The organism is Tenacibaculum sp. AWR4_210 (genome assembly GCF_056160945.1).
Genome location: NZ_JBSWYF010000006.1, coordinates 109,949 through 132,024 on the forward strand (window position 1 = coordinate 109,949; position 22,076 = coordinate 132,024).

Here is a 22,076-nt window from a genome sequence, read left to right on the forward strand (position 1 = left end):
AAAGATAGGTTTAAAATCAGCAATTTTGATTATTTTTGAGCCACTTAAAACAAACAGCACAAATGAACACAAATTCATTTCAATTAAGACATATAGGTCCTAATCAAAAAGACCGCGAAACGATGTTGAAAACTGTGGGGGTAACAACATTAGACCAATTAATTTACGAAACAATTCCAGACGATATTCGATTGAACCAAGAGCTCGATTTAGCTCCAGCTATGAGTGAGTACGAATACCTCAATCATATCAACGAGTTAGCTGCGAAGAACAAAGTTTTTAAAAGTTACATTGGGCTTGGTTATCACGAAGCGATACTTCCTAGTGTAATTCAACGCAACATCTTGGAAAACCCAGGATGGTATACTGCTTACACACCTTACCAGGCAGAAATCGCTCAAGGTAGACTCGAGGCCTTACTCAACTACCAAACTATGGTTTGCGATCTTACTGGAATGGAATTGGCTAATGCTTCTTTACTCGATGAAGGGACTGCTGCTGCAGAGGCAATGGCATTGCTTTTAGATGTAAGAGAACGTGCTAAGAAAAAGGCAAAAGCCAATAAGTTTTTTGTTTCGGAAGAGATTTTACCACAAACCCTTTCGGTACTTAAAACACGAGCTATTCCAATTGGCGTTGAACTCGTTATTGGAAACCACAAGGATTTTGACTTTGCCGAAGACTTTTACGGAGCAATTTTACAATACCCAGGAAAGCACGGAGAAGTACACGACTACGCTGACTTTGTAAGTAAAGCAAACGAACAGCAAATAAAAGTGGCTGTTGCCGCGGATATTTTATCGTTAGTAGCACTTCAAGCACCAGGAGAATTCGGTGTTGATGTGGTTGTAGGTACTACCCAACGTTTTGGTATTCCATTAGGATACGGAGGTCCTCACGCAGGGTACTTTGCTACCAAAGAGGCATATAAACGAAGCATTCCAGGTCGTATTATCGGGGTTACTAAAGACAGAGATGGTGGAAGAGCTCTTAGAATGGCTTTGCAAACTCGTGAGCAGCACATTAAAAGAGAACGTGCAACCTCTAATATCTGTACAGCTCAGGTATTATTAGCTGTAATGGCAGGAATGTATGCCGTGTACCACGGTAAAGACGGATTAACCTATATCGCTAACCGCGTTCACCAACACGCTGTAACCCTAGCTGCTGCATTAAATAAATTAGGATTTAAACAGCTAAACTCAAATTACTTCGACACCTTACTCATCGAAGTAGAAGCACAGCAATTGCGCACGGTTGCAGAAAGTAAGCACATCAACTTTAACTATATCGATGCGAACCACGTTTCAATTTCATTAAACGAAACGGTAAGCCTCAAAGAATTAAATGCTATCGTAGATTGTTTTGAACAAGCATTTAACGTTCAAGATATCGAAATCACAGAATTAGTGGCCACTACCGCAATAGATAGTCAATTGGTTAGAACCACTGATTTCTTAAACCACGAGGTTTTCAACACGTATCATTCTGAAACAGAAATGATGCGTTATATTAAAAAATTGGAGCGCAAAGATCTCGCATTAAATCATTCAATGATCTCGTTAGGATCATGTACTATGAAATTAAATGCTGCATCAGAGATGTTGCCATTGAGCAACCCACAATGGGGAAATATCCATCCGTTTGCTCCAATTGATCAAGCGGCAGGATATCAAGAAATGCTCAAAAATTTAGAAGAGCAACTGAACGTGGTTACTGGTTTTGCCGGTACTTCACTACAACCCAACTCGGGAGCTCAAGGAGAGTTTGCTGGATTGATGGTTATCAGAGCTTATCATCAAGCTAACGGGGATCACCACAGAAACATCTGTATCATCCCTGCATCTGCTCACGGAACCAACCCTGCCTCTGCTGTTATGGCCGGAATGAAAGTGGTTGTAACCAAAACAGATGACAAAGGAAACATCGATGTTGCCGATCTTCGTCAGAAAGCTGAACAACACAAAGACAACCTCGCAGCCTTAATGGTAACCTACCCATCAACTCACGGTGTTTACGAAAAGGCGATTAGAGAAATTACTCAAATTATTCACGACAACGGAGGACAAGTATATATGGACGGTGCCAATATGAATGCTCAGGTTGGCCTAACGAATCCAGCAACCATTGGAGCAGATGTTTGTCACTTGAACTTGCACAAAACTTTTGCGATTCCTCACGGAGGTGGTGGACCAGGTGTTGGACCTATCTGTGTAGCTCCTCAACTCGTACCTTATTTACCTACGAATCCTGTAATTACTACCGGTGGAGAGCAAGCTATCACAGCTATTAGTGCGGCCCCTTGGGGATCTGCCTTAGCCTGCTTAATTTCGTATGGATATATTACTATGTTAGGGGCAGACGGACTTACCAATGCTACCAAAAATGCCATTTTAAACGCCAATTATATGAAAGAGCGTTTACAAGGACATTTCGACACCCTATATACCGGAGAAATGGGACGTGCTGCCCACGAAATGATCGTAGATTGTAGAGCCTTTAAACAAAACGGAATTGAGGTAGTTGATATCGCTAAGCGACTCATGGATTACGGATTCCACGCTCCTACAGTTTCCTTCCCAGTAGCAGGAACTATTATGATAGAACCAACGGAAAGTGAAAACTTAGCCGAGCTTGATCGTTTTTGTGATGCCTTAATTTCTATTCGTAAAGAAATTGATAACGCAAGCAAAGACGACGCTAACAATATGTTGAAAAATGCTCCTCATACGCAGGAAATGCTAACTGCAGATGAATGGGATTTACCGTATTCAAGAAAAGAAGCTGCTTTCCCTCTTGACTACATTGCTGACAACAAGTTTTGGCCATCTGTGCGCCGTGTAGACGATGCCTTTGGTGATCGAAACCTCGTTTGTTCATGTAATCCTATTGAAGATTATATCGAAGCTGAAGCCTAAGGTTTACAGTTGAACACTAATACAATGAAGCCCCGTTAGTAACGGGGCTTTTTTATGCTTCTCGTTTTCAATTCTTTAGTATAATCAGAGAAATTTTAACAGTTTATCCCTTACAATTTCGCAGCTCGGTAGTCAAATAAATCTATATTTGCATTTATTTAGACTGAATAAAAATGAACTTAACCCTACTATTTGAAGAAATGCAAGGAAAATTTGCATTCATCTTCCTTTTTTCTGTCGTCATCGAGTGGCTAGTCCTTGTCATAAATCACAAAATAAACAGCAATAAAGGAGGCCTCGTTAACCTCCTCTCCTATTTTGTTGAATTACTTCCATACTTTGTATTGGATGTTTTCTTTTTTGGTCTGATGGTCTGGTTTTACCATTACCGCCTGTTTGATTTAGGCAATGCTTGGTACATCTGGATACTTTGTTACCTCTTATACGACTTGTTGTTCTACATCATACATTACTTAGGACATCGCGTTCGCTTTTTTTGGTGTATTCACGGGGTGCATCACACCGCAGAAGAAATGAAATTAACCGTTGCTGTACGAGGCTCTTTCTTTGGATTTTTATTAACTCCCCACAACACCTTATGGCTGCCCCTACTTGGCTTTGATCCTTTTATGGTATTAATTGTAGACGGTATTGCGAAAATATACGGACTGTTTGAGCACGTTAACGAACATTTTATCAGTGCCAAAGGTGGATGGATTGAAAAATTATTTATCACTCCCTCAGCGCATCGTGTGCACCATTCTAAAAACCACGTGTATCTGGACCGCAATTACGGAGAAACCTTTTCCTTTTGGGATCATTTGTTTGGTACTTTCCAAAAAGAGCTGGAACAAGAACCCCCAACCTATGGTATGATGGACGACAAAATTGACGGTACAAATCTATGGCAGGTACAAACCATATTGTGGAAAGAGCTATGGCATGATGTAAAAACCGCTCCTAGCTTCAAAGACAAACTCAATTACCTTATCAAACCTCCCGGATGGAACCATGTAGATGGCGGTAAATTCGCGGAGGAATTCAGAGCTGAAGCTCTTGAAAAATTAAAAACATCAAACAATCAATAAACCCTTAATTTAAACTAATCATGAATTTAACTTCCGTAGAGTTCTTTGCTGAAAGTGCTCAACACACTAGCGTACTGGTATTGGTACTTATGATCGTGGAATGGATAGTACTTATTGCCATCAATGTAGTAGAAGAGAAAAAAGAAGGTATGGTCAGTATTGCATCTTATCTCATACAGAGTATTCCGTATTTTTTACTTTCAAAGCTCATGATCGTAGGCACCATGTATTGGCTTTACAGTCACCGTATCTTCGATCTCAGTTTTGCCTGGTATATTTGGGTTATCGCCTATCTGGTGTATGATTTTATGGTCTTTTTTATTCACTATATGGGACACCGCGTTCGCTTCTTATGGTGCATTCACGGTGTACATCACACGGCTGAAGAAATGAACCTGACCGTAGTCGCAAGAGGCTCAATATTCGATTTCTTTTTCACTCCTCATAACTTTACCTGGCTCCCCATATTGGGCTTTCACCCTCTAATGATATTCTGTATTGAACCCGTAGCCCGTTTATACGCCACCTATTCTCACCTAAGTGAACGTTTTGTAGGTAAGCATAAATGGCTAGAAAAGCTATTCATCACCCCTTCGGTGCACAGAGTGCATCATGCCAAAAACCCTATTTACCTCGATAGAAACTACGGTGAAACCTTTAGCATTTGGGACCGCATTTTTAAAACCTTTCAGACCCAATTGCCCGATGTAAAAATCGATTACGGAATTATGCATGATCAATTAGATAGCACGAGTATTTGGGACGTTCAATTTTTACTTTGGAAAGAACTTTGGACGGATGTCAAAAATGCTCCCACGTTTAAGGATAAAATTAACTACCTCATCCAACCTCCTGGATGGAATCATATAGATGGCGGTAAACTAGCGGAAGTATACAGGTCAGAAGCTTGGAACTCTCGGAGTTTAAACCCCACAACAATAAATGATTAGATGTGCCCTTCTATTCATAAACCGGTCGAATTTTAACAAAATTTTACCGGTTTATCTTAGCTTTTACCCGTAAATTAGTCAAAAATTGTTAAACATCTTGTTATGAAAAAATTAGCTATCATAGCCATGACTATTTTTGCCATTGGTGCAAAAGCTCAAGAAAAATCATCCACTACAACCGCTATCCAATCGGGTACTTGGAACACACAAGCTAACCTGAACTTCTTTTCTTCCAATCAAAAAAATAATCAAGCAGAAGTAAGCAACAGTAATTTTGGTTTAAACGCCACGTTTGGATACGCAGTTTCCAAAAACCTTGAAATTGGATTAGGAGCAGGTTACAATACCAACACCACAAAAAACAAACTCCTTACCAATACCAATGAAATCACACGTCGAGACTTTACAATTAACGCCTATATCAAGAAGTATGTTTTCATCATTCCCAATCTCGCATTTACAGCACAAGGAACGATCAGTTACGGCGGTGGTGTTATGGAGTACAACAACGACACGACCCAAGACGACCTAACTACCTATGCCATTCAATTGGTACCTGGGCTTAGCTATTTCGCTACTGAACATTTAGCCATTACTGCGCAAATTGGTAACATCTCTTACAGACATACCAAGACAGAATTTCAAAACATTCCAGAACCTGTGAAAAGAGATGATTTCGGTGTCAATCTAAACATGTCAAACATCACTTTAGGCATCGCTTATTATTGGTAGCATGCTCCGTGAAACAACATCATTCCCTGCCTCGTATGAGCGCAGGGATTTTTTATGGGACGAACACAGCTCATCCGAAGCTCATACTTAAAACATGGATTAAGCAACTAAAATGGTCGTTTGGGAAATTTTCGAGAACAGTTACCTCTACAAATTGTAGTTTTAAGTTCATTCTAATACTTTAAACTATGAAAAAATTTACAAGCATCGTCCTGTTCCTTTTAACATTACAGGCATTCACCCAACAATCTGATCAAAGTGGAAAGTTCATTAATGCTGGGGTCTGGAACACCTCATTAGCTATCAATATCTTTTCGGACACTGACAAACAACCAGCACTGACCTCAAAAAACAATCATTATGGTGCTCAACTCAGTACAGGATATTTTGTTTCAAAAAACACAGAGGTCGGATTGGGAGTTGGCTATAATTATCAAAATTCTGAATACACAGGGCTCAATGCACAAGGAAGAAAAAAATCGTCATATACGATCAATACCTACCTAAAAAAATACTTATTTATTTTACCAAAATTTGCATTCAGTGCACAAGGTAGCTTTGTCTACACCTATGGAGATGAACGAATAACTCCGTCCAATAACAACATTAAAGCACATACAATCCAGCTTCGCATTACCCCCAGTATCAACTACTTTATCAATGATAACTTAGCTTTACAAGCCGAATTTGGATCTATTGCATATAGCCATACAAGTAATACCTACACAGCATCCAATGCAAAAGGGTCTCGTGACAATTTTGTTTTTAACCTCAATATGTCAAATTTCTACTGGGGAATCACCTATTACTGGTAAACATAAAATCCATTTAGCATCCTGAATGTTAAGTGGATTTTATTACCGCTATCTACGAACACTCGTAAATTTCAAACTTGTGATTCTGAGCTATATTTCGGACCTTACTAAATATTGTGGTCAAATGCGTTTGATAATTCAGGTGTTTATTTGCCACTAAAACGAATCTTCCTGTCGGTTTCAGGCAGCGTTCAACTCCCCTAAATAAGGAAATGCTCACTTCTATATTATTTTCGTGTTCAAAGTGAAAAGGAGGATTTGAAATCACCAAATCGAATTGATTATCCGGAAGGTCTTCTAGGGTATTTGCACAGATAAATTCGGATGATTCTCCGCTATCATTAAGTGCCGCTGAAGCAGTTGCCAAGTTGAAGTCATCGACATAGGTAACAGCGATACTATCAGATTTCGCTCGTAAAAATTTCCCTAAAATTCCATTACCACAGGCTAAATCTAGCGCTCTCAACGGTTGGTCTATTTCAGAAGTATTTAACGAAAATTCATCCATTAAAAATTGAGTACCTATATCAACACCTCCTGACGAAAACACCCCGTAATACTGCTGTAAACCTCCCAATATATCACTTACAGGTTTCACGAACGCTGTAATTTGTTTATCGCTGGCTACTTTAGGAGATTTTAAGACTAACAAACGCGCTTTTTTCCAAGCTTTCGATTGGCTCACATCGCTAAAGTACTTCTCAGCTATGCGGAGCATCGACTTTGAAAAATACTTTGTCATAAAACAGCAAACTGCTTCCGTATTCGCTGTTGAACCTCGGTGAATTTGTGCTAAAAAAAGTTCGAACAACTCTAATGATTTTGGTACTTTTATCAAAGCCAAATCAACATTTTCAAGCCTGTCCAAAGGAGTTTTTAATACGATATCCGGACTGATTCCATTGTTCTTCAAATTCTCGCGGATAGCTCTTTGCTGACTGGCATAGGTCCAAATAGTTGTTAGCTCGCTGTTGCGTATGCAACAATTCCATACTCCAAAACGGTCATTAAAAAGGTGGATGTGATTCGCTTCGCGATTTTCTATATACGACAATGCCAATAGTTCTGCATTACTCCACGCCTGCAAGGATCTATCATTAGTTTTCGGGTAGCGTTCTAACTGAACTTGTTCTATAGGTTGAATATTCAATGGGTCTAATTCGTTTTCTGATTAATGCTCTGGTGTTTGATCTTTGCATTCACACCGATTCCAATCCCCAAAAATACCCAAAAATTAATGATTGAAGAAAGCATCGCAGCATTCGTTATTCCCGTTACAGCATAACCGAGCACAACGACGAAACAGCAAAGGCAAATCAACTCCACCGGTCGCATCAATGACAACTTAAAAAGCAACTTTAAACTATCAAATAAATACCATGACAATAGTAGGATAAACAAGACTAAGGCCAACACTCCAAACTCAATTCCGATTTGGGTATACAAGGAATGTGCACTCGTACAAAAAGATGTACTAATGATTCCAAAAGTCTTTATTCTACTAATATAATCATCATTAGGGTATGCCAATGGGAAACAATCGGCTCCGTATCCAAACATAAGTACATTTTTAAAGAGAGGTAAACTTTGAGCCCAAAGCATTCCTCTTCCTGAGACTAACGAATTTCTTCTGTTCAAAAAATCTACTTTAGGTGCGTTCTTTATCGGTAACAACTTCCCTTTTTCATGAATAAAAAAACCTTTTTTATCAACGACCATCGGAAATTCCGAAATCGTATCGTAGACCAGATTCAACAATTTATACTTTTTATTATTTGAAAAGTAAAATCTAACAAAGCTGTACTCACTGTTTGAAAAACCGAAGGTGTCTTTCTTGACTTTTACAACTCCTTGCTGTTCTCCCATAGCATTGGTAAACATCACCTTATTTTTATCCGTCAATGCTACTCGTAATTCTGGACGATTAAAAGATACTAAACGCAAAGTGTTGTCTTTTTGTTCCATGAAGTTCAAATTCGAAGGCTTTGTAAAATTCAATGCAATATTATTGAAACCATCATCAGGGCCATTTAGCCTTCCAATTACAACAAATAACAATACTGAACACCCCGAAATGATAATATTTTTCTTATTGTACTTATTGTTTCGAATAAAAAAAATAGCATTAATTAAAACTAGTAAAACAATATAAGTCATATTAGCTGCTAGTGAACCAGAAGCCACTAGATTGAAATACACCAATGAATATCCTAGAAACAACAGATAGCCTAATTGCTTTTTTGAATTAAGCAAAAACAAAAAATACGCCACAAGACTATTACACAACATAAAAACACCGTAATAATTTGTATTGTATGCCAATGCATATACAGTTCCAGTTTCAAGTTTCTCAATGATCATTTTCAAACCTGAATGAAAAATCACTTTTTCAAGGTAAGGTCGTATATCCAAATCAAAATACTGAAGTACTCCGATAACACTCATAATTATTGCGGCCATAAAAACTACATAGAATAACCGAATCATTGCTTTTACCGAATACAACATTGCAGCACTAGTAACAAGTATAACATAGCTTAACCACACTAACATTCCTTGATATGATTCCGCCCCACCGAGAAGACTATACCCTCTAAAAGGTGAAAAAATCGAAGAAATTAGTATTAAAAAGGCAAAAGCAACCAACAATACCCGGTACTTCAATACTAAACGAAGTTTCTTTTTTGGTAACAAAACAACCATAAAAAAACTTAAAATTATTAGGACAATTCCTTTGTAATAATGAAATATATCAAAGTTTCCTTTTGGATACGGAAAAGCTTTAAATTCCCAAGATTCAGGAGGTCTTTTCTCGATGTGAAGCCTTAAAACAAATGGGAGTCCTCCTACCACTAGAGCGAGCAATAAAAAATTCCAATTAGCTCTCTTTTGAAAAAAAGCAGTAAGTTTTGTGATCGCAGTTTGCATAGTTGATAGCATTACAAATTATAGTACTCTTGCAAACTCTTGATGGTATTGTCTTCCATACGACGATACACGTGATTTGCTGAGAGCTCACCGACATTATTTTTCCCCATTGCTGCCACCACTTCCTTTACCGCAGCAATCGTTTTTTGATGGTAGTTTCTAACACGGACATTCTTGTCTTCCACGACTAAAGCCGCCACCAGGTCTTCATTTTGAGTAGCAACTCCAACAGGGCAAGAATCCAAATTACATTCCCTAGCTTGAATACATCCCAAGCTCAGCATAAAACTTCTAGCCATACCGATAGCGTCGGCTCCAAGCGCTAAATATTTAACAACATCAAAAGCATCCACAGCCTTACCACTGGCTATAATTCTTACTTGAGATCGAATACCGTATTTTTTTAGTGTTTTATCTGTAAAAATCAATCCTTCAATTAAGGGACTCCCTATGTAATTGGTAAATTCTAAAGGTGCTGAACCAGTACCTCCTTCACCTCCATCGACGGCAATGAAATCAGGATAATTGTTCTCTGAAGCAAAATATTGTATCATCTCTTCTAGTTCTTGCTGATCTCCTACGCAGAATTTTATTCCCACAGGTTTCCCTCCTGACAATTCTCGAACTTGTTGGATAAACCCCAGCATTTCTTTGAAATTACTAAAAGCAGCGTGCTTTGGAGGAGAATCTACGCGTGTAAAGGGTGCTACCGAACGAATTGCCGCAATCTCTTCTGTGTTTTTCTTAGCAGGTAAAATACCTCCATGTCCTGGCTTTGCCCCTTGCGAAAATTTAATTTCTATCATTTTCACTTCAGGGCGTAGCGCATTCTCCTGAAAAATTTCTCTATCAAATACACGTTTTCCTTCTACCGTTTTTCCTGCACCAAAATAACCCGTTCCTATTTGGAATATCAAATCTCCTCCTTGGAGATGATAAGGTGAAATACCTCCCTCTCCAGTATTGTGTGCGAAATTTGCCATTTTAGCACCTTGATTTAATGCCTTTATGGCATTCTTACTCAGGGAGCCAAAAGACATTGCTGAAATATTGATAAGTGATGCCGAATACGGTTGTTTACATTGATCGGAACCAATTAAAACGCGTTCTCCCTGAATATCACGATGATCCGTAGGAAACAATGAATGCTTTAAAAACTCATATCCTTTACTGTATACATTGTGCTGCGTTCCAAAAGGAATCGTTTCTAATTCTCTTTTTGATCGCTGATAAACAATACTGCGTTTTTCGCGGTTAATGGGAGTACCATTTAAGTCGTCTTCTATAAAATACTGTTGAATTTTCTCTCGCTCCTCCTCAAACACCCAACGAAGCCTTGCAACCACAGGAAAGGCACGCATCAATGAATGTTTCTTTTGAAAAAATGCATCGTAATAAGCAAGCAGCGTAGTCAGGGATGCCAAACACAGCATTAAATAGGTACCGGTATCAGGAATAAAATATACCAATACACCACAAAGAACAGTCACTGCAGTGACCACAAATAATATAGTATCTCTCATTGTTATTTTTTTTACGCCTAGCTAAAATACAAGATTTACGGCATAAAAAAAGCTCTGATTAAAATCAGAGCTTTCATATATACTGTACTAACTAAATTACTTTTTGAATTTAGCGTATTTGTTTTTGAACTTGTCAATACGTCCAGCAGTATCTACTAACTTAGACTTACCTGTATAGAAAGGGTGAGAAGTTCTAGAAATTTCCAACTTCACTAATGGATACTCTACTCCTTCCACTTCTAAAGTTTCTTTAGTATTTGCAGTTGAACGAGTTAAAAACACATCTCCGTTAGACATATCTTTAAATGCAACCATTCTATAATTTTCTGGGTGTATACCTTTTTTCATCTTGTAATAACTTTATATTTTAGTTGAATTTATTTAAAATTGGTAAAGTTTTAAACGCCTTCAGTAAAAATCAAAAACCTGCAATGGCTATTTGAGGGTGCAAATTTAACCCTTTTTTTTAAATTCCAATAAATAAATTGCTTTAATTTGTAGTACAAAAATAAAAATTGAATTCAAACTAAACATCATGCGCTTAAAAAATATACTATCTCTAGGGGCTTTAACTTTTTTAATCTTAACTTCCTGTAGTGAAAGCAACTACAAATTTAAGCTTCAAGCCACAGCAAAAACTACCTTAGGTAAAAAAGCCGCAGTTAAATTTGAACAACTCAAAGGAGAAGCAATTGATTCGGTGCTCTTGTACGTCGATGGTAAACGTATCAATACGTCAGAGACTAGTATGGAATTTAACACAGACGATTACGGTGTAGGAAAACACGTGGTCACAGCTATTGCCTTTTACCCAAACAAAAGTAAGAAATTATACCGCACAGTTGAGATTACGGCTCCTAAAGCACCGAAAATCTATACCTACACTTTAGTTAACACCTACCCGCACGATAAAAAGGCCTATACTCAAGGCTTAGAATACCACAATGGTTTTCTTTATGAAACTACGGGGAAACGAGGAAAATCGACCTTGCGCAAAGTTGAGATTCCCACCGGAAAAGTGTTACAAAAACTTGACCTTGATAAGCGTTACTTCGGAGAGGGGTTAACCATCCACAATAATAAAATCTATTGGTTGACTTGGCAAGCGAGAAAAGGATTTATTTACGATCTAGAAAGCTTTGAGAAGCTCGGAAAATTCGATTATAACAAGAGTAATGAAGGTTGGGGACTTACTCATAATAATAATGAAATTCTCAAATCTGATGGATCTAACAAAATATGGTTTTTAGATCCCAACAACTTAAAAGAAAAAAAGAGCATCCAGGCGTATACACACAAATCACCTGTTAATGAACTCAACGAATTGGAGCTCATCAACGGTAAATTATTCGCCAATAAATGGAAACAGAATTCTATAGTGATTATCGATCCTGCTACTGGAATTGTTGAAGGAATACTAGATCTCAGTGAATTGAGCAAACTGGTACAGGCAGAGCAACGTCTCGTAGATGAAGATGAAGTACTTAACGGAATTGCCTACAACCCTGAAAACAATCATCTGTACGTGACTGGAAAACACTGGGGGAAATTGTTCGAAATTAAAATTAACGAACAATAATCCGACCCTAGTCAGGTTATATTATACATATAGTTCAACTAATACCAGCACCCTTCTATGCGATATGTTTTAGTCCTTTTACTTCTGATAAGCGTTTTTATCAACAGTGCCTGTCGAAAAGACTTCGATACCATTCCTAGTTACGGTTCTTTAGAGTTCTCTAAAGACACTGTATTTTTGGATACCATTTTTAGTAATATCGGTTCGGCGACTTACAATTTAAAAGTCTATAATCGGGGGAAATCGGCCATTACCATCCCAGAAATCAAACTTCAAAACGGTAACAGTTCTAACTACCGACTCAATGTAGACGGAGTTCCAGATAAAGAATTTAAAAACGTTGTTATTTTACCTAATGATAGCATATATGTTTTCATTGAAACCACCATCGATTTTAGCAGTGTTACCGATCCCCTATACACCGATAAATTACTCTTTGACAACGGTAACAACCAGCAAGATGTAGACCTCGTCACCTTGGTAAAGGATGCCCATTTTATTTTTCCATCAAAAACCGCTGCCGGTATTGAAACACTTACTATTGATGGAAAAAAAACAGCCATTCAAGGACGCTTTTTAAAAGATAGTGAACTTAATTTTACCGCAGACAAGCCCTATGTCATCTACGGATATGCTGCTGTGCCAGCCAATAAGACATTAAACATTGCTCCAGGAGCGACTCTACATTTCCACAGAAACTCAGGACTCATTGCCGACAAGCAAGGGAGCATAGTGGCCAAGGGAACTAAAGACAAAAAAATTCAATTTGTAGGCGATCGGTTGGAACATCGATTCGATCGCGTACCTGGACAATGGGGAACTATTTGGTTACGTGAAGGAAGTACAGCCAACGAATTTGAGCATATCGTAATCAAGAATGGTATTGTAGGCCTTTTAGTCGATGGTTTAGATGCTACGAAGACATCTTTACAAATCAAAAATGCAGAAATATACAATAACTCCAGTTATGGTATTCTGGGTAGACATACCAGTATCCAAGGGGAAAACCTGGTAATTGGAAATACTGGGCAGTCCTCATTAGCGTGTACCTTTGGTGGGCGTTACGAATTTACCCACGCCACATTTGCCAACTTTTGGAACAACAGCTTACGACAACTCCCTGCTGTAATTGTAAACAATCACATCACATACAAAGACAACAGCGGCAAAGAAATCACTGAAACTAGGGACTTGATAAAAGCTTCGTTTACCAATTGTATTATGACGGGGAACAACAATATAGAATTCATCTTGGATCGTCTTGCTGGAACGCAGTTTAATTACCAAATAAACAGCAATCTCATCCAATTCAACGACCTCAACGGTACCTTTAAAAACAACAACGAACTCAATTTCAACAATACGGTTCACTACAGCAATATCGTACTCAATAAAGACGCTCAATTTAAAGATCCGTCAAAAAGTGACTTTACTATTGGTAAAAATAGTGCTGCGATTAACAAAGGTATTCCTACAAGTGTTACTACAGATATTTTGGAAAAACCGAGAACACCGACCATAGATTTGGGTGCCTATCAACATTCCGACTTTTAATTTTTTATATTCCTTTTAACGAATAGTTAACATTTATTTAATACAGCATTCAAACAAAATGCTAATTAATTAAAAAACAACCAGATAAAAGAAAAAAAGCAGTTTATTAAAATTGTTTTTTTTCTTTTATTTTTTTCTAAATGTTTCTTTAAATCCTTTATCAATAAAGGACTTTAAAGAGATTTTTTTTGTTAAAAAATTGTTTCTTTAAGATTTATTTAAGATTTTAGCAACTAATTAATTCAAATAATTATATAATGAGAACAAAGTTTAATGGAATTTTAACGCTTTTGTTAGCGTTGGTTGTGCACGTCTCGTTTGCACAAGACAGAACGATTTCAGGTACTGTTTCTGATGAATCAGGTCCATTACCTGGGGTTACAGTTTTGAAAAAAGGTACCACCCAAGGTACTGAGACCGACTTTGACGGAAACTACTCAGTAAAAGCGAGTACAGGAGATGTTCTTGTATTTAGTTTTGTGGGTATGAAATCTGTTGAGAGAACAGTTGGTGCTTCAAATCAAATCAATGTTCTTCTAGAAAACGACAACTTACTTGAAGAGGTAATTGTTGTTGGATATGGAACGTCTACCAAGCAAGCCTATACGGGTACTGCGAAAGTGGTAAAAGCTGAGCAATTAGAAGCGAAGTCAGTAGCCAACATTTCTCAGGCTTTAGCTGGTGAGGTTGCCGGGGTTAACGTAATCAATGTTTCTGGTCAGCCAGGTACTGCTGCGACTATTCGTATTCGTGGTTTTGGATCTGTAAACGGAAACAGAGATCCTTTATACGTAATTGACGGTGTACCTTTTGCGGGTAGTATTAACTCTATTAACCCATCTGACATCGAATCGACTACTATCCTTAAAGATGCAACTGCAACGGCAATTTATGGATCACGTGGTGCGAACGGGGTTGTATTAATTACAACTAAAGCAGGTAAGAGTGGTACTTCTTCTATCGAAGTAGATATCAAAACAGGGGTTAACTTTAGTGCTTTACCTCGTTATAACAAGATTAGCTCACCAGAAGAGTACATCGAGTTATCATGGGAAGCATTATACAACAACGCTGCTGCTGGTGGAGCTAACAATGCTGCTGCTATCGCTGCTGCAAACGCAAACTTATTCTCAGGAGCAGGTATCAACGCAAAATACAACTTGTGGAATGCCACTGCTGCTACTTTAATCAACCCAGCAACGGGTAGAGTAAACTCAGGAGTTACGAGAAAGTACGATCCAGAAAACTGGGAAGACTTCGGATTCCAAACTTCGATCAGAACGGAGGCTAACTTAAAGATGATGGGTGGAAACGATAAAACTCGTTACTTCTCTTCATTCGGTTACTTAGATGATAAAGGATACATCATCAACTCGAACTATAAGCGTTATGCTACGCGTTTAAACTTAGAGCACAAGCCTAAAGATTGGTTAACTGCAACGGCTAACTTAGGATACTCTTACGGTCAAACGATCAACAACGGACAAACTTCGGATTCAGGAAGTATCTTCTGGTTCGTTGATAACATTCCATCAATCTATCCATTATTCGAAAGAGATACTAACGGAAACCTTATTCCTGATGCTATCTTCGGAGGTAATGTATACGATTATGGTGTAGGTCGTGGATTTGGAGCTTTAACAAACTCTATCGCTGATGCTCATTACGATTTAAGTAGATCAAGAAGACACTCTTTTAACGGTAACTTCTCATTCAAATTAGACTTTACTGATAACTTGAACTTCCAAACGAGATATGGAGCTCAATTATACAGCTTAGTTAATGACAACATTAACAACCCTTTCTACGGATCGGCACAAGCACAAGGAGGAAGCTTATTTAAGCAAAACAGAAACTTAGTTACACAAAACATTTTAAATATGTTAACGTATACTAAGTCTTTTGGAGATCACAACTTAAAAGTATTATTAGCAACGGAAGCTAACAAATACAGAAGACAAAGAAGTACATTAAGCGTTAACAAAGTAGTTAACTTACAAGGTGGATTAGACGATCCAGGAAACTATGTTAAATCAGGAGGTTTACCTGCTGGATACACAGAAGAGGAAAACTTAGAGTCTTACTTTGCTCAAGTGAACTACAACTACTTAGAAAAGTACTATTTCTCTGGATCACTTAGACGTGATGGATCATCTAGATTTGCTAAGAACAAATGGGGTACTTTCGGATCTGTTGGTTTAGCTTGGATTGTTACTAAAGAAAACTTCATGCGTAATGTTGGATTCCTTAACAACTTAAAAGCAAAAGTAAGTTACGGTTTAATCGGAGATAAAGAAGGTGTAAACTTCTACTCTGGACGTGGTGGATATACTATTGGGGTATTAAATGATGAGCCTTCTTTATCATTAAGACCTATTCAAAATGTTGATTTAACTTGGGAAACTTCGAAAATGTTCCAAGCAGGTCTTGAATTCTCTATGTTCAACAACATTTTTGAAGGTAGTTTAGATTACTATATCAAGAACACTGACGATCAAATCTTCCAAAGAAGATTACCACCATCATCAGGTGATGCTTTAATCACTGTAAATGACGGTTTATTAAGAAACAAAGGTTTTGAATTTGATTTAACAACTCACATTGTTAACAAAGAAAACTATAAGTTAGATTTCACTGTAAACGGTGAAATGTTAGATAACGAAATGATTGCAATGCCTATCGATCCTGCAACTGGACAACAAAAGGTATTAGATCAAGCTGGAAATTTTGGTAGATCTGTTGGATACTCAATTTTCGACTACTACATGAGAGAGTGGGCTGGAGTTGACCCTGCTGACGGATTAGGTATGTGGTATGTAAACTACCACGATGCTAACGGTAATGGTACTATGGATGCTGGAGAAGCAATTGGTAACTTAACAGAGTACACAAACGCTAATCCTAACAATGCTATTAGCCAAACTACTACCAAAACTTACCAAAATGCAACACAGAGATACGTAGGTAAATCTGCAATTCCAACCGTAAGAGGTGCCTTCAGAATTTCTGCAAAAATCCATAATTTTGATATCAGTACACAGTTCGCTTATAGCTTAGGTGGATATGCATATGACGGTGTATATGCCGGATTAATGTCAAACACCCAAGTTGGTGGTAATAACTATAGTACTGACATCAGAAATAGATGGCGCAACCCAGGAGATGTAACAGACGTACCAAGATTGTTTAGTAACCAACAAACTAACGTAAACAGTGCTTCTACAAGATTCTTAACATCTACTGACTTTTTAGCTTTGAATAACTTGAGAATTGGTTATAGCATACCTTCTAGATTCTTAGAGAACTCTGGAGTATCTAATGTAAACTTATGGTTATCAGGTGACAACTTATTCTTATTAAGTGCAAGAGACGGATTCAACCCTGCTACATCAGAAACAGGATCTTCTAACACTTATAGATACACACCTTTAACAACCATATCTATGGGGGTAAGAGTTAAATTTTAATTAAAAAATTAAAGAAATGAAATTAAACATCAAGTTAAAAGCAATAGCCCTAGGAGGTTTATTAGCTCTAGGTTATGGTTGTTCGTCAGACTTTTTAGATACACACGCTACTCAAACAATTGACTTTGAGCAGTACGGACAATCTGCTATTAAAAACCCAAAATTATTAGACGCGACACTTACAGGTTTATACTCTACCATGATTAACACTGGTACAGGTGGAACTACTGGTCACGATGATTTTGGTCAAAAAGGATACGATATCTTTAGTGATTTCTTATCTAGTGATATGGCATTATCAGTAAGTACTTACGGATGGTACAGACGTTTTACAGATTATCAAACAACCGTTGATAATACAAGAAACGAAAACTATATTCCTTGGAGATACTACTACCGTTTAATTAGAGGATGTAACGCATTTATCTCTAGTTTAGGTGGTAACGATGCAGTTCCTGCATCTGCAGAAGGTAAATACGGTATGGGACAAGCGAAAGCGATTAGAGCCTATGCATATTTTTACTTAACGCAATTCTATATCAATGAGTACACTCCTACTTCTAAAGTATTACCTTTATTAACAGAAGCTACTCAGTCGGCTGTACCTCAAAGTACTACTCAAGAAGTGTATAACTTAATGATTAAGGATTTAACAGAGGCTATCGGATACTTAAATGGATTCAATAGAGTTTCTAAAAACCAAATCAACCAAGATGTTGCTAAAGCTTTATTAGCTTATGTATACGGATCTATGAATACTGCTGATTCAAATGCTAAAGCTAAAACCTTAACTAGCGAAATCATCGCAGGAGGTTCTTACACTTTAATGAGTGGAGCTGAAGTAGTAGGTGGATTTAACGATATCAACACTCCAGGTTGGATGTGGGGATTTGACTTAACTACTGATATGGGATTTGACTTAATCTCTTGGTGGGGTCAAATGGACGTATTTACTTATAGTTACCAGTGGGCTGGAGATAGAAAAGCTATCGATGCTAACTTGTTCAACGCAATTCCTGCGAATGATGCAAGAAAAGCACAGTTCTTCAACAACTCAGCTTCTGGATATCACTTAATTCCTTGGAGAAAGTTCTATGCACCAGCAAGAACTATTGGAGGACAACGTAACGTTGTAACTGATTACGTATTCATGAGAGTTGCTGAAATGTACTTGTTAAATGCTGAATTCTCTGCAAAAACTGGAGATGAAGCTACTGCTAAAACTAGCTTAAAGGCAGTTGTTAGCCAACGTGTACCAAGTGCTACTTATATCGATGCATTATCAGGACAAGCTTTATTAGACGAGATCTACTTACAAACTAGAATCGAGTTATTCGGTGAAGGTAAGAGTTACTTAGCAATGAAGCGTTTCAAAGCTACGGTTACTAGAGGGTCGAACCACTTAACTCATGTTGGTACTCCGATTCCTTATAACGATGATAGATTAACTTGGGTAATTCCTTTATCGGAAATCCAAAACAACCCATTCATCAACTAAGAATTACTTAGTGTATAAATTAGAGCCACTCCTATTTGGAGTGGCTTTTTTTATGAGAAAAGTGCTACCTTTGTCCCATGCAAGAAAATACAGTAATATTTGGGATTAGAGCCATCATTGAGGCTATTGAAAGTGGTTCGGCCATCAGTAAAGTATACCTTCAAAAAGGATTGAGAGGGGAATTGTTTTTTCAATTAGAAAAACTTTTGAAAAAACACAAAATTTCCGTGAGTATGGTGCCCACTGAAAAGTTAGATCGACTTTCGAAACACAACAACCATCAAGGCGCAGTTGCCAAAATTTCTCCAGTAGCATTTCACGAATTAGACAGTCTACTTGAAACTACGCTCGAGAAAACGGATACACCTATTTTCTTGTTACTGGATCAAGTTTCTGATGTGCGAAATTTTGGAGCTATCATTCGTACTGCTGAATGTACCGGAGTTAGTGGTATCGTGATCCAAAAAAGCGGTAGCGCTCCCGTAAATGCAGAGACGATTAAAACATCAGCCGGAGCGGCTTTTCGAGTACCCATTTGTAAGGTAGATCACATTAAAGACGCCATGTTCCAGTTTCAAGCAGCCGGAATACAACTGGTAGCAGCAACAGAAAAGACAGAAGCCTCTGTTTACGATGTCAATTTCACCAAAGGTTCAGCTATTATTATGGGATCTGAACACAAAGGAGTCAGTAATTCAGTATTAAAAATGGTTGACCATAAGGCCAAATTACCGCTACAGGGAGATATTTCTTCTTTAAATGTGTCCGTAGCTTGTGGAGCCTTTTTATACGAAGCAGTAAGACAACGATTATAACCTTAAAAAAAGCCAAAGAATTACAAATCCTTTGGCTTTTTATTTTCTTTATAGACATAACGATACGCAATGTCGTTCGTTGTATTTGACACCTTCTTTTCTTCTGTAGGTGATTCTTCAGCTTCTAAGTTAGCTTCTGGTTCCTCGTTGGTCGGTATTGGTGGAGGTACAAAATTGCCTTCTTCATCAAACATGTCGTCAAATTCATTTCTTGAAAATTCAAATTTTTCACGTACCATTCCCTTTTTACGATACAGCATAGCGAACACAGCACCCACGATAAAACCGGATAAATGTCCTTCCCACGACATGCCCTCTTTGATGGGAAATACATACCACACCATACTTCCGTACAGGAATATTATCACAAATGAAACCGCCATCAATCGGAAGTGTTGGCGTATCAAACCGCTAAAAAAACTAAAGCTAAATAGTAGGTATACCAAACCACTGGCCCCTATGTGATAGGCTTCACTCGCAATTATCCAAGTGAGCAATCCTGTAAACAACCCTCCTAAAAGAAATACTTTCATCGCCAGAGATCTGTAAAACAACAAGACTATGGACGAGAGTACAAATAAGGGCACAGAATTGTTAAATAAGTGACTAGGACCACTGTGAATAAAAGGACTAAACACAACGCCTCTTAAACCTTTAAATGTCCTTGGAAGTACTCCGTACTTATTAAAATTTAGTCCAAAACGAATTTCAACCCAGTAAATAAACCAGATACTCAGTACTAGTATTAACGGGATAGTATATACTCGTTTTGCAATAGTTTCTGTCTTATGCTTTTCCATAATTAGTAATATACAAAAACAAGTCCAAAACACAAGAAGCGCAAAAATGGCAGAATCTGCAGTCGAACATTTCAGGTACGACGAGATTTTAGTAATTTTGAACTACCAACGTTACACATCATGTCACAACCATTAGCCGAAAGAATTCGACCTCAATCTTTAGACGATTATATTAGCCAACAACACCTTGTTGGGAAAGATGGTATCCTTACCAATCACATCAAACACGGAATTATACCATCACTCATTTTATGGGGACCTCCTGGCATTGGAAAAACGACCTTGGCCAATATTATAGCTAAAGAATCAGCGCGTCCGTTCTATACGCTCAGTGCGATTTCTTCAGGGGTTAAAGACGTAAGGGAAGTTATTGACAGGGCAAAAAAACACAATGGCTTGTTTACAGCCAAAAACCCGATTCTCTTTATCGATGAAATTCACAGGTTTAGCAAATCACAACAGGATTCTCTTTTAGGAGCTGTTGAAAAAGGATGGGTAACCTTGGTAGGTGCTACGACAGAAAACCCGAGTTTTGAAGTAATTCCAGCCCTACTTTCACGCTGTCAGGTGTACATACTCAACTCTTTTGACAAAGATGACATGATTGCACTCATCCATAGAGCTATGGAAAAAGATGAAATACTGGCTACCAAAAAAATTACCTTACAAGAAACAGACGCCCTACTCCAAGTATCTGGAGGGGATGCCCGAAAACTTTTGAACATATTTGACTTACTCGTTGCCCCGGAAGACGAAATTGTCATCACCAATGAGTTGGTACTTAAAAAAATTCAAAAAAACACGGTTAAATACGATAAAACAGGAGAACAACACTACGATATCGTTTCCGCGTTTATCAAATCAATACGAGGTAGTGACCCCAACGCAGCCGTGTATTGGTTAGCCCGTATGATCGAAGGAGGTGAAGACGTAAAATTTATCGCTCGTCGCATGCTTATTTTGGCTTCTGAAGATATCGGGAATGCCAATCCGACCGCTTTGATACTCGCAAATAACACTTTTCAATCGGTTGCTGTCATCGGTTATCCTGAATCTCGTATCATTTTGAGTCAATGTGCAATATACCTAGCCAATTCACCTAAAAGCAATGCTTCGTACATGGCTATAGGAGAGGCACAGCGCTTAGTTAAAGCCACCGGAGACCTTCCGGTTCCACTACACCTCCGCAATGCTCCTACCAAGCTTATGAAAGACTTAAATTACGGTAAGGAATACAAATACTCTCACAATTACCCTAACAATTTTGTAGTTCAAGAATTTATGCCTGATGAACTGAGCAACACCAAACTCTACGAACCTGGACAGAACAGCAGAGAGCAACAGTTTAGAAACCAACTGAAAGATCGCTGGAAAACGAAATACAATTATTAAGAAAAAAAGCAGTGAAC

Annotated in this window: 16 protein-coding genes; 11 read left to right on the forward strand and 5 right to left on the reverse strand. The window is 38.0% G+C overall.

Annotated features, from left to right (window positions below; translation table 11 throughout):
- Positions 1-62 precede the first annotated feature (62 nt).
- The 5 genes from gcvP to ACXAG7_RS12425 all read left to right on the forward strand — a co-directional run bounded on the left by gcvP (position 63) and on the right by ACXAG7_RS12425 (position 6,503).
- Complete coding sequence (gcvP, locus tag ACXAG7_RS12405; protein WP_476666965.1) at positions 63-2,918, forward strand: aminomethyl-transferring glycine dehydrogenase; 2,856 nt, start codon at positions 63-65, stop codon at positions 2,916-2,918.
- A gap of 173 nt (positions 2,919-3,091) precedes the next feature.
- The gene (locus tag ACXAG7_RS12410) at positions 3,092-4,006 is read left to right on the forward strand and encodes a sterol desaturase family protein (protein ID WP_476666966.1); all 915 of its coding nucleotides are present in this window, start codon (positions 3,092-3,094) and stop codon (positions 4,004-4,006) included.
- Positions 4,007-4,026: 20 nt separating this feature from the next.
- Positions 4,027-4,956 (forward strand): sterol desaturase family protein, encoded by a 930-nt coding sequence (locus ACXAG7_RS12415; protein ID WP_476666967.1) that lies wholly within the window; start codon positions 4,027-4,029, stop codon positions 4,954-4,956.
- A gap of 102 nt (positions 4,957-5,058) precedes the next feature.
- A complete protein-coding gene (locus ACXAG7_RS12420; protein ID WP_476666968.1) occupies positions 5,059-5,688 on the forward strand; it encodes an outer membrane beta-barrel protein in 630 nt (209 codons plus the stop codon).
- Between the two features lie 188 nt (positions 5,689-5,876).
- Positions 5,877-6,503, forward strand: a complete 627-nt coding sequence (locus ACXAG7_RS12425) for an outer membrane beta-barrel protein (protein WP_476666969.1) — start codon at positions 5,877-5,879, stop codon at positions 6,501-6,503.
- 52 nt (positions 6,504-6,555) lie between these two features.
- Here ACXAG7_RS12425 and ACXAG7_RS12430 read toward each other — a convergent pair whose 3' ends face one another.
- From ACXAG7_RS12430 to ACXAG7_RS12445, 4 genes are all read right to left on the reverse strand, one after another.
- A complete protein-coding gene (locus ACXAG7_RS12430) occupies positions 6,556-7,653 on the reverse strand; it encodes a methyltransferase (protein WP_476666970.1) in 1,098 nt (365 codons plus the stop codon).
- A 5-nt stretch (positions 7,654-7,658) separates the two neighbouring features.
- Entirely contained in the window at positions 7,659-9,431 is a 1,773-nt protein-coding gene (locus ACXAG7_RS12435; RefSeq protein ID WP_476666971.1) for an O-antigen ligase family protein, read from the reverse strand.
- 11 nt (positions 9,432-9,442) lie between these two features.
- Entirely contained in the window at positions 9,443-10,954 is a 1,512-nt protein-coding gene (locus tag ACXAG7_RS12440; protein WP_476666972.1) for an FMN-binding glutamate synthase family protein, read from the reverse strand.
- A gap of 96 nt (positions 10,955-11,050) precedes the next feature.
- The gene (locus ACXAG7_RS12445; RefSeq protein WP_100925256.1) at positions 11,051-11,302 is read right to left on the reverse strand and encodes a type B 50S ribosomal protein L31; all 252 of its coding nucleotides are present in this window, start codon (positions 11,300-11,302) and stop codon (positions 11,051-11,053) included.
- Positions 11,303-11,489: 187 nt separating this feature from the next.
- Here ACXAG7_RS12445 and ACXAG7_RS12450 point away from each other — a divergent pair, with 187 nt between their 5' ends.
- From ACXAG7_RS12450 to rlmB, 5 genes are all read left to right on the forward strand, one after another.
- Entirely contained in the window at positions 11,490-12,533 is a 1,044-nt protein-coding gene (locus ACXAG7_RS12450; protein ID WP_476666973.1) for a glutaminyl-peptide cyclotransferase, read from the forward strand.
- A gap of 57 nt (positions 12,534-12,590) precedes the next feature.
- On the forward strand, positions 12,591-14,087 hold the full coding sequence (locus ACXAG7_RS12455) for a hypothetical protein (RefSeq protein ID WP_476666974.1): 1,497 nt from the start codon (positions 12,591-12,593) through the stop codon (positions 14,085-14,087).
- 257 nt (positions 14,088-14,344) lie between these two features.
- Positions 14,345-17,554: a SusC/RagA family TonB-linked outer membrane protein gene (locus ACXAG7_RS12460; protein WP_476666975.1), complete on the forward strand. Its 3,210-nt coding sequence runs from the start codon at positions 14,345-14,347 to the stop codon at positions 17,552-17,554.
- 16 nt (positions 17,555-17,570) lie between these two features.
- Positions 17,571-19,052, forward strand: a complete 1,482-nt coding sequence (locus tag ACXAG7_RS12465; RefSeq protein ID WP_476666976.1) for a RagB/SusD family nutrient uptake outer membrane protein — start codon at positions 17,571-17,573, stop codon at positions 19,050-19,052.
- 77 nt (positions 19,053-19,129) lie between these two features.
- Complete coding sequence (rlmB, locus tag ACXAG7_RS12470) at positions 19,130-19,867, forward strand: 23S rRNA (guanosine(2251)-2'-O)-methyltransferase RlmB (protein ID WP_476666977.1); 738 nt, start codon at positions 19,130-19,132, stop codon at positions 19,865-19,867.
- Positions 19,868-19,887: 20 nt separating this feature from the next.
- On the opposite strand, the gene ACXAG7_RS12475 is transcribed toward rlmB, so the two are convergent.
- The gene (locus ACXAG7_RS12475) at positions 19,888-20,667 is read right to left on the reverse strand and encodes a rhomboid family intramembrane serine protease (protein ID WP_476666978.1); all 780 of its coding nucleotides are present in this window, start codon (positions 20,665-20,667) and stop codon (positions 19,888-19,890) included.
- Positions 20,668-20,787: 120 nt separating this feature from the next.
- Here ACXAG7_RS12475 and ACXAG7_RS12480 point away from each other — a divergent pair, with 120 nt between their 5' ends.
- Positions 20,788-22,059, forward strand: a complete 1,272-nt coding sequence (locus ACXAG7_RS12480) for a replication-associated recombination protein A (RefSeq protein ID WP_476666979.1) — start codon at positions 20,788-20,790, stop codon at positions 22,057-22,059.
- Positions 22,060-22,076 lie beyond the last annotated feature (17 nt).

Coding starts and splice junctions, on each gene's coding strand:
- gcvP (WP_476666965.1), top strand. CDS start 63: ATGAACACAAATTCATTTCAATTAAGACATATAGGTCCTAATCAAAAA.
- ACXAG7_RS12410 (WP_476666966.1), top strand. CDS start 3,092: ATGAACTTAACCCTACTATTTGAAGAAATGCAAGGAAAATTTGCATTC.
- ACXAG7_RS12415 (WP_476666967.1), top strand. CDS start 4,027: ATGAATTTAACTTCCGTAGAGTTCTTTGCTGAAAGTGCTCAACACACT.
- ACXAG7_RS12420 (WP_476666968.1), top strand. CDS start 5,059: ATGAAAAAATTAGCTATCATAGCCATGACTATTTTTGCCATTGGTGCA.
- ACXAG7_RS12425 (WP_476666969.1), top strand. CDS start 5,877: ATGAAAAAATTTACAAGCATCGTCCTGTTCCTTTTAACATTACAGGCA.
- ACXAG7_RS12435 (WP_476666971.1), bottom strand. CDS start 9,431: ATGCAAACTGCGATCACAAAACTTACTGCTTTTTTTCAAAAGAGAGCT.
- ACXAG7_RS12440 (WP_476666972.1), bottom strand. CDS start 10,954: ATGAGAGATACTATATTATTTGTGGTCACTGCAGTGACTGTTCTTTGT.
- ACXAG7_RS12445 (WP_100925256.1), bottom strand. CDS start 11,302: ATGAAAAAAGGTATACACCCAGAAAATTATAGAATGGTTGCATTTAAA.
- ACXAG7_RS12450 (WP_476666973.1), top strand. CDS start 11,490: ATGCGCTTAAAAAATATACTATCTCTAGGGGCTTTAACTTTTTTAATC.
- ACXAG7_RS12455 (WP_476666974.1), top strand. CDS start 12,591: ATGCGATATGTTTTAGTCCTTTTACTTCTGATAAGCGTTTTTATCAAC.
- ACXAG7_RS12460 (WP_476666975.1), top strand. CDS start 14,345: ATGAGAACAAAGTTTAATGGAATTTTAACGCTTTTGTTAGCGTTGGTT.
- ACXAG7_RS12465 (WP_476666976.1), top strand. CDS start 17,571: ATGAAATTAAACATCAAGTTAAAAGCAATAGCCCTAGGAGGTTTATTA.
- rlmB (WP_476666977.1), top strand. CDS start 19,130: ATGCAAGAAAATACAGTAATATTTGGGATTAGAGCCATCATTGAGGCT.
- ACXAG7_RS12475 (WP_476666978.1), bottom strand. CDS start 20,667: ATGGAAAAGCATAAGACAGAAACTATTGCAAAACGAGTATATACTATC.
- ACXAG7_RS12480 (WP_476666979.1), top strand. CDS start 20,788: ATGTCACAACCATTAGCCGAAAGAATTCGACCTCAATCTTTAGACGAT.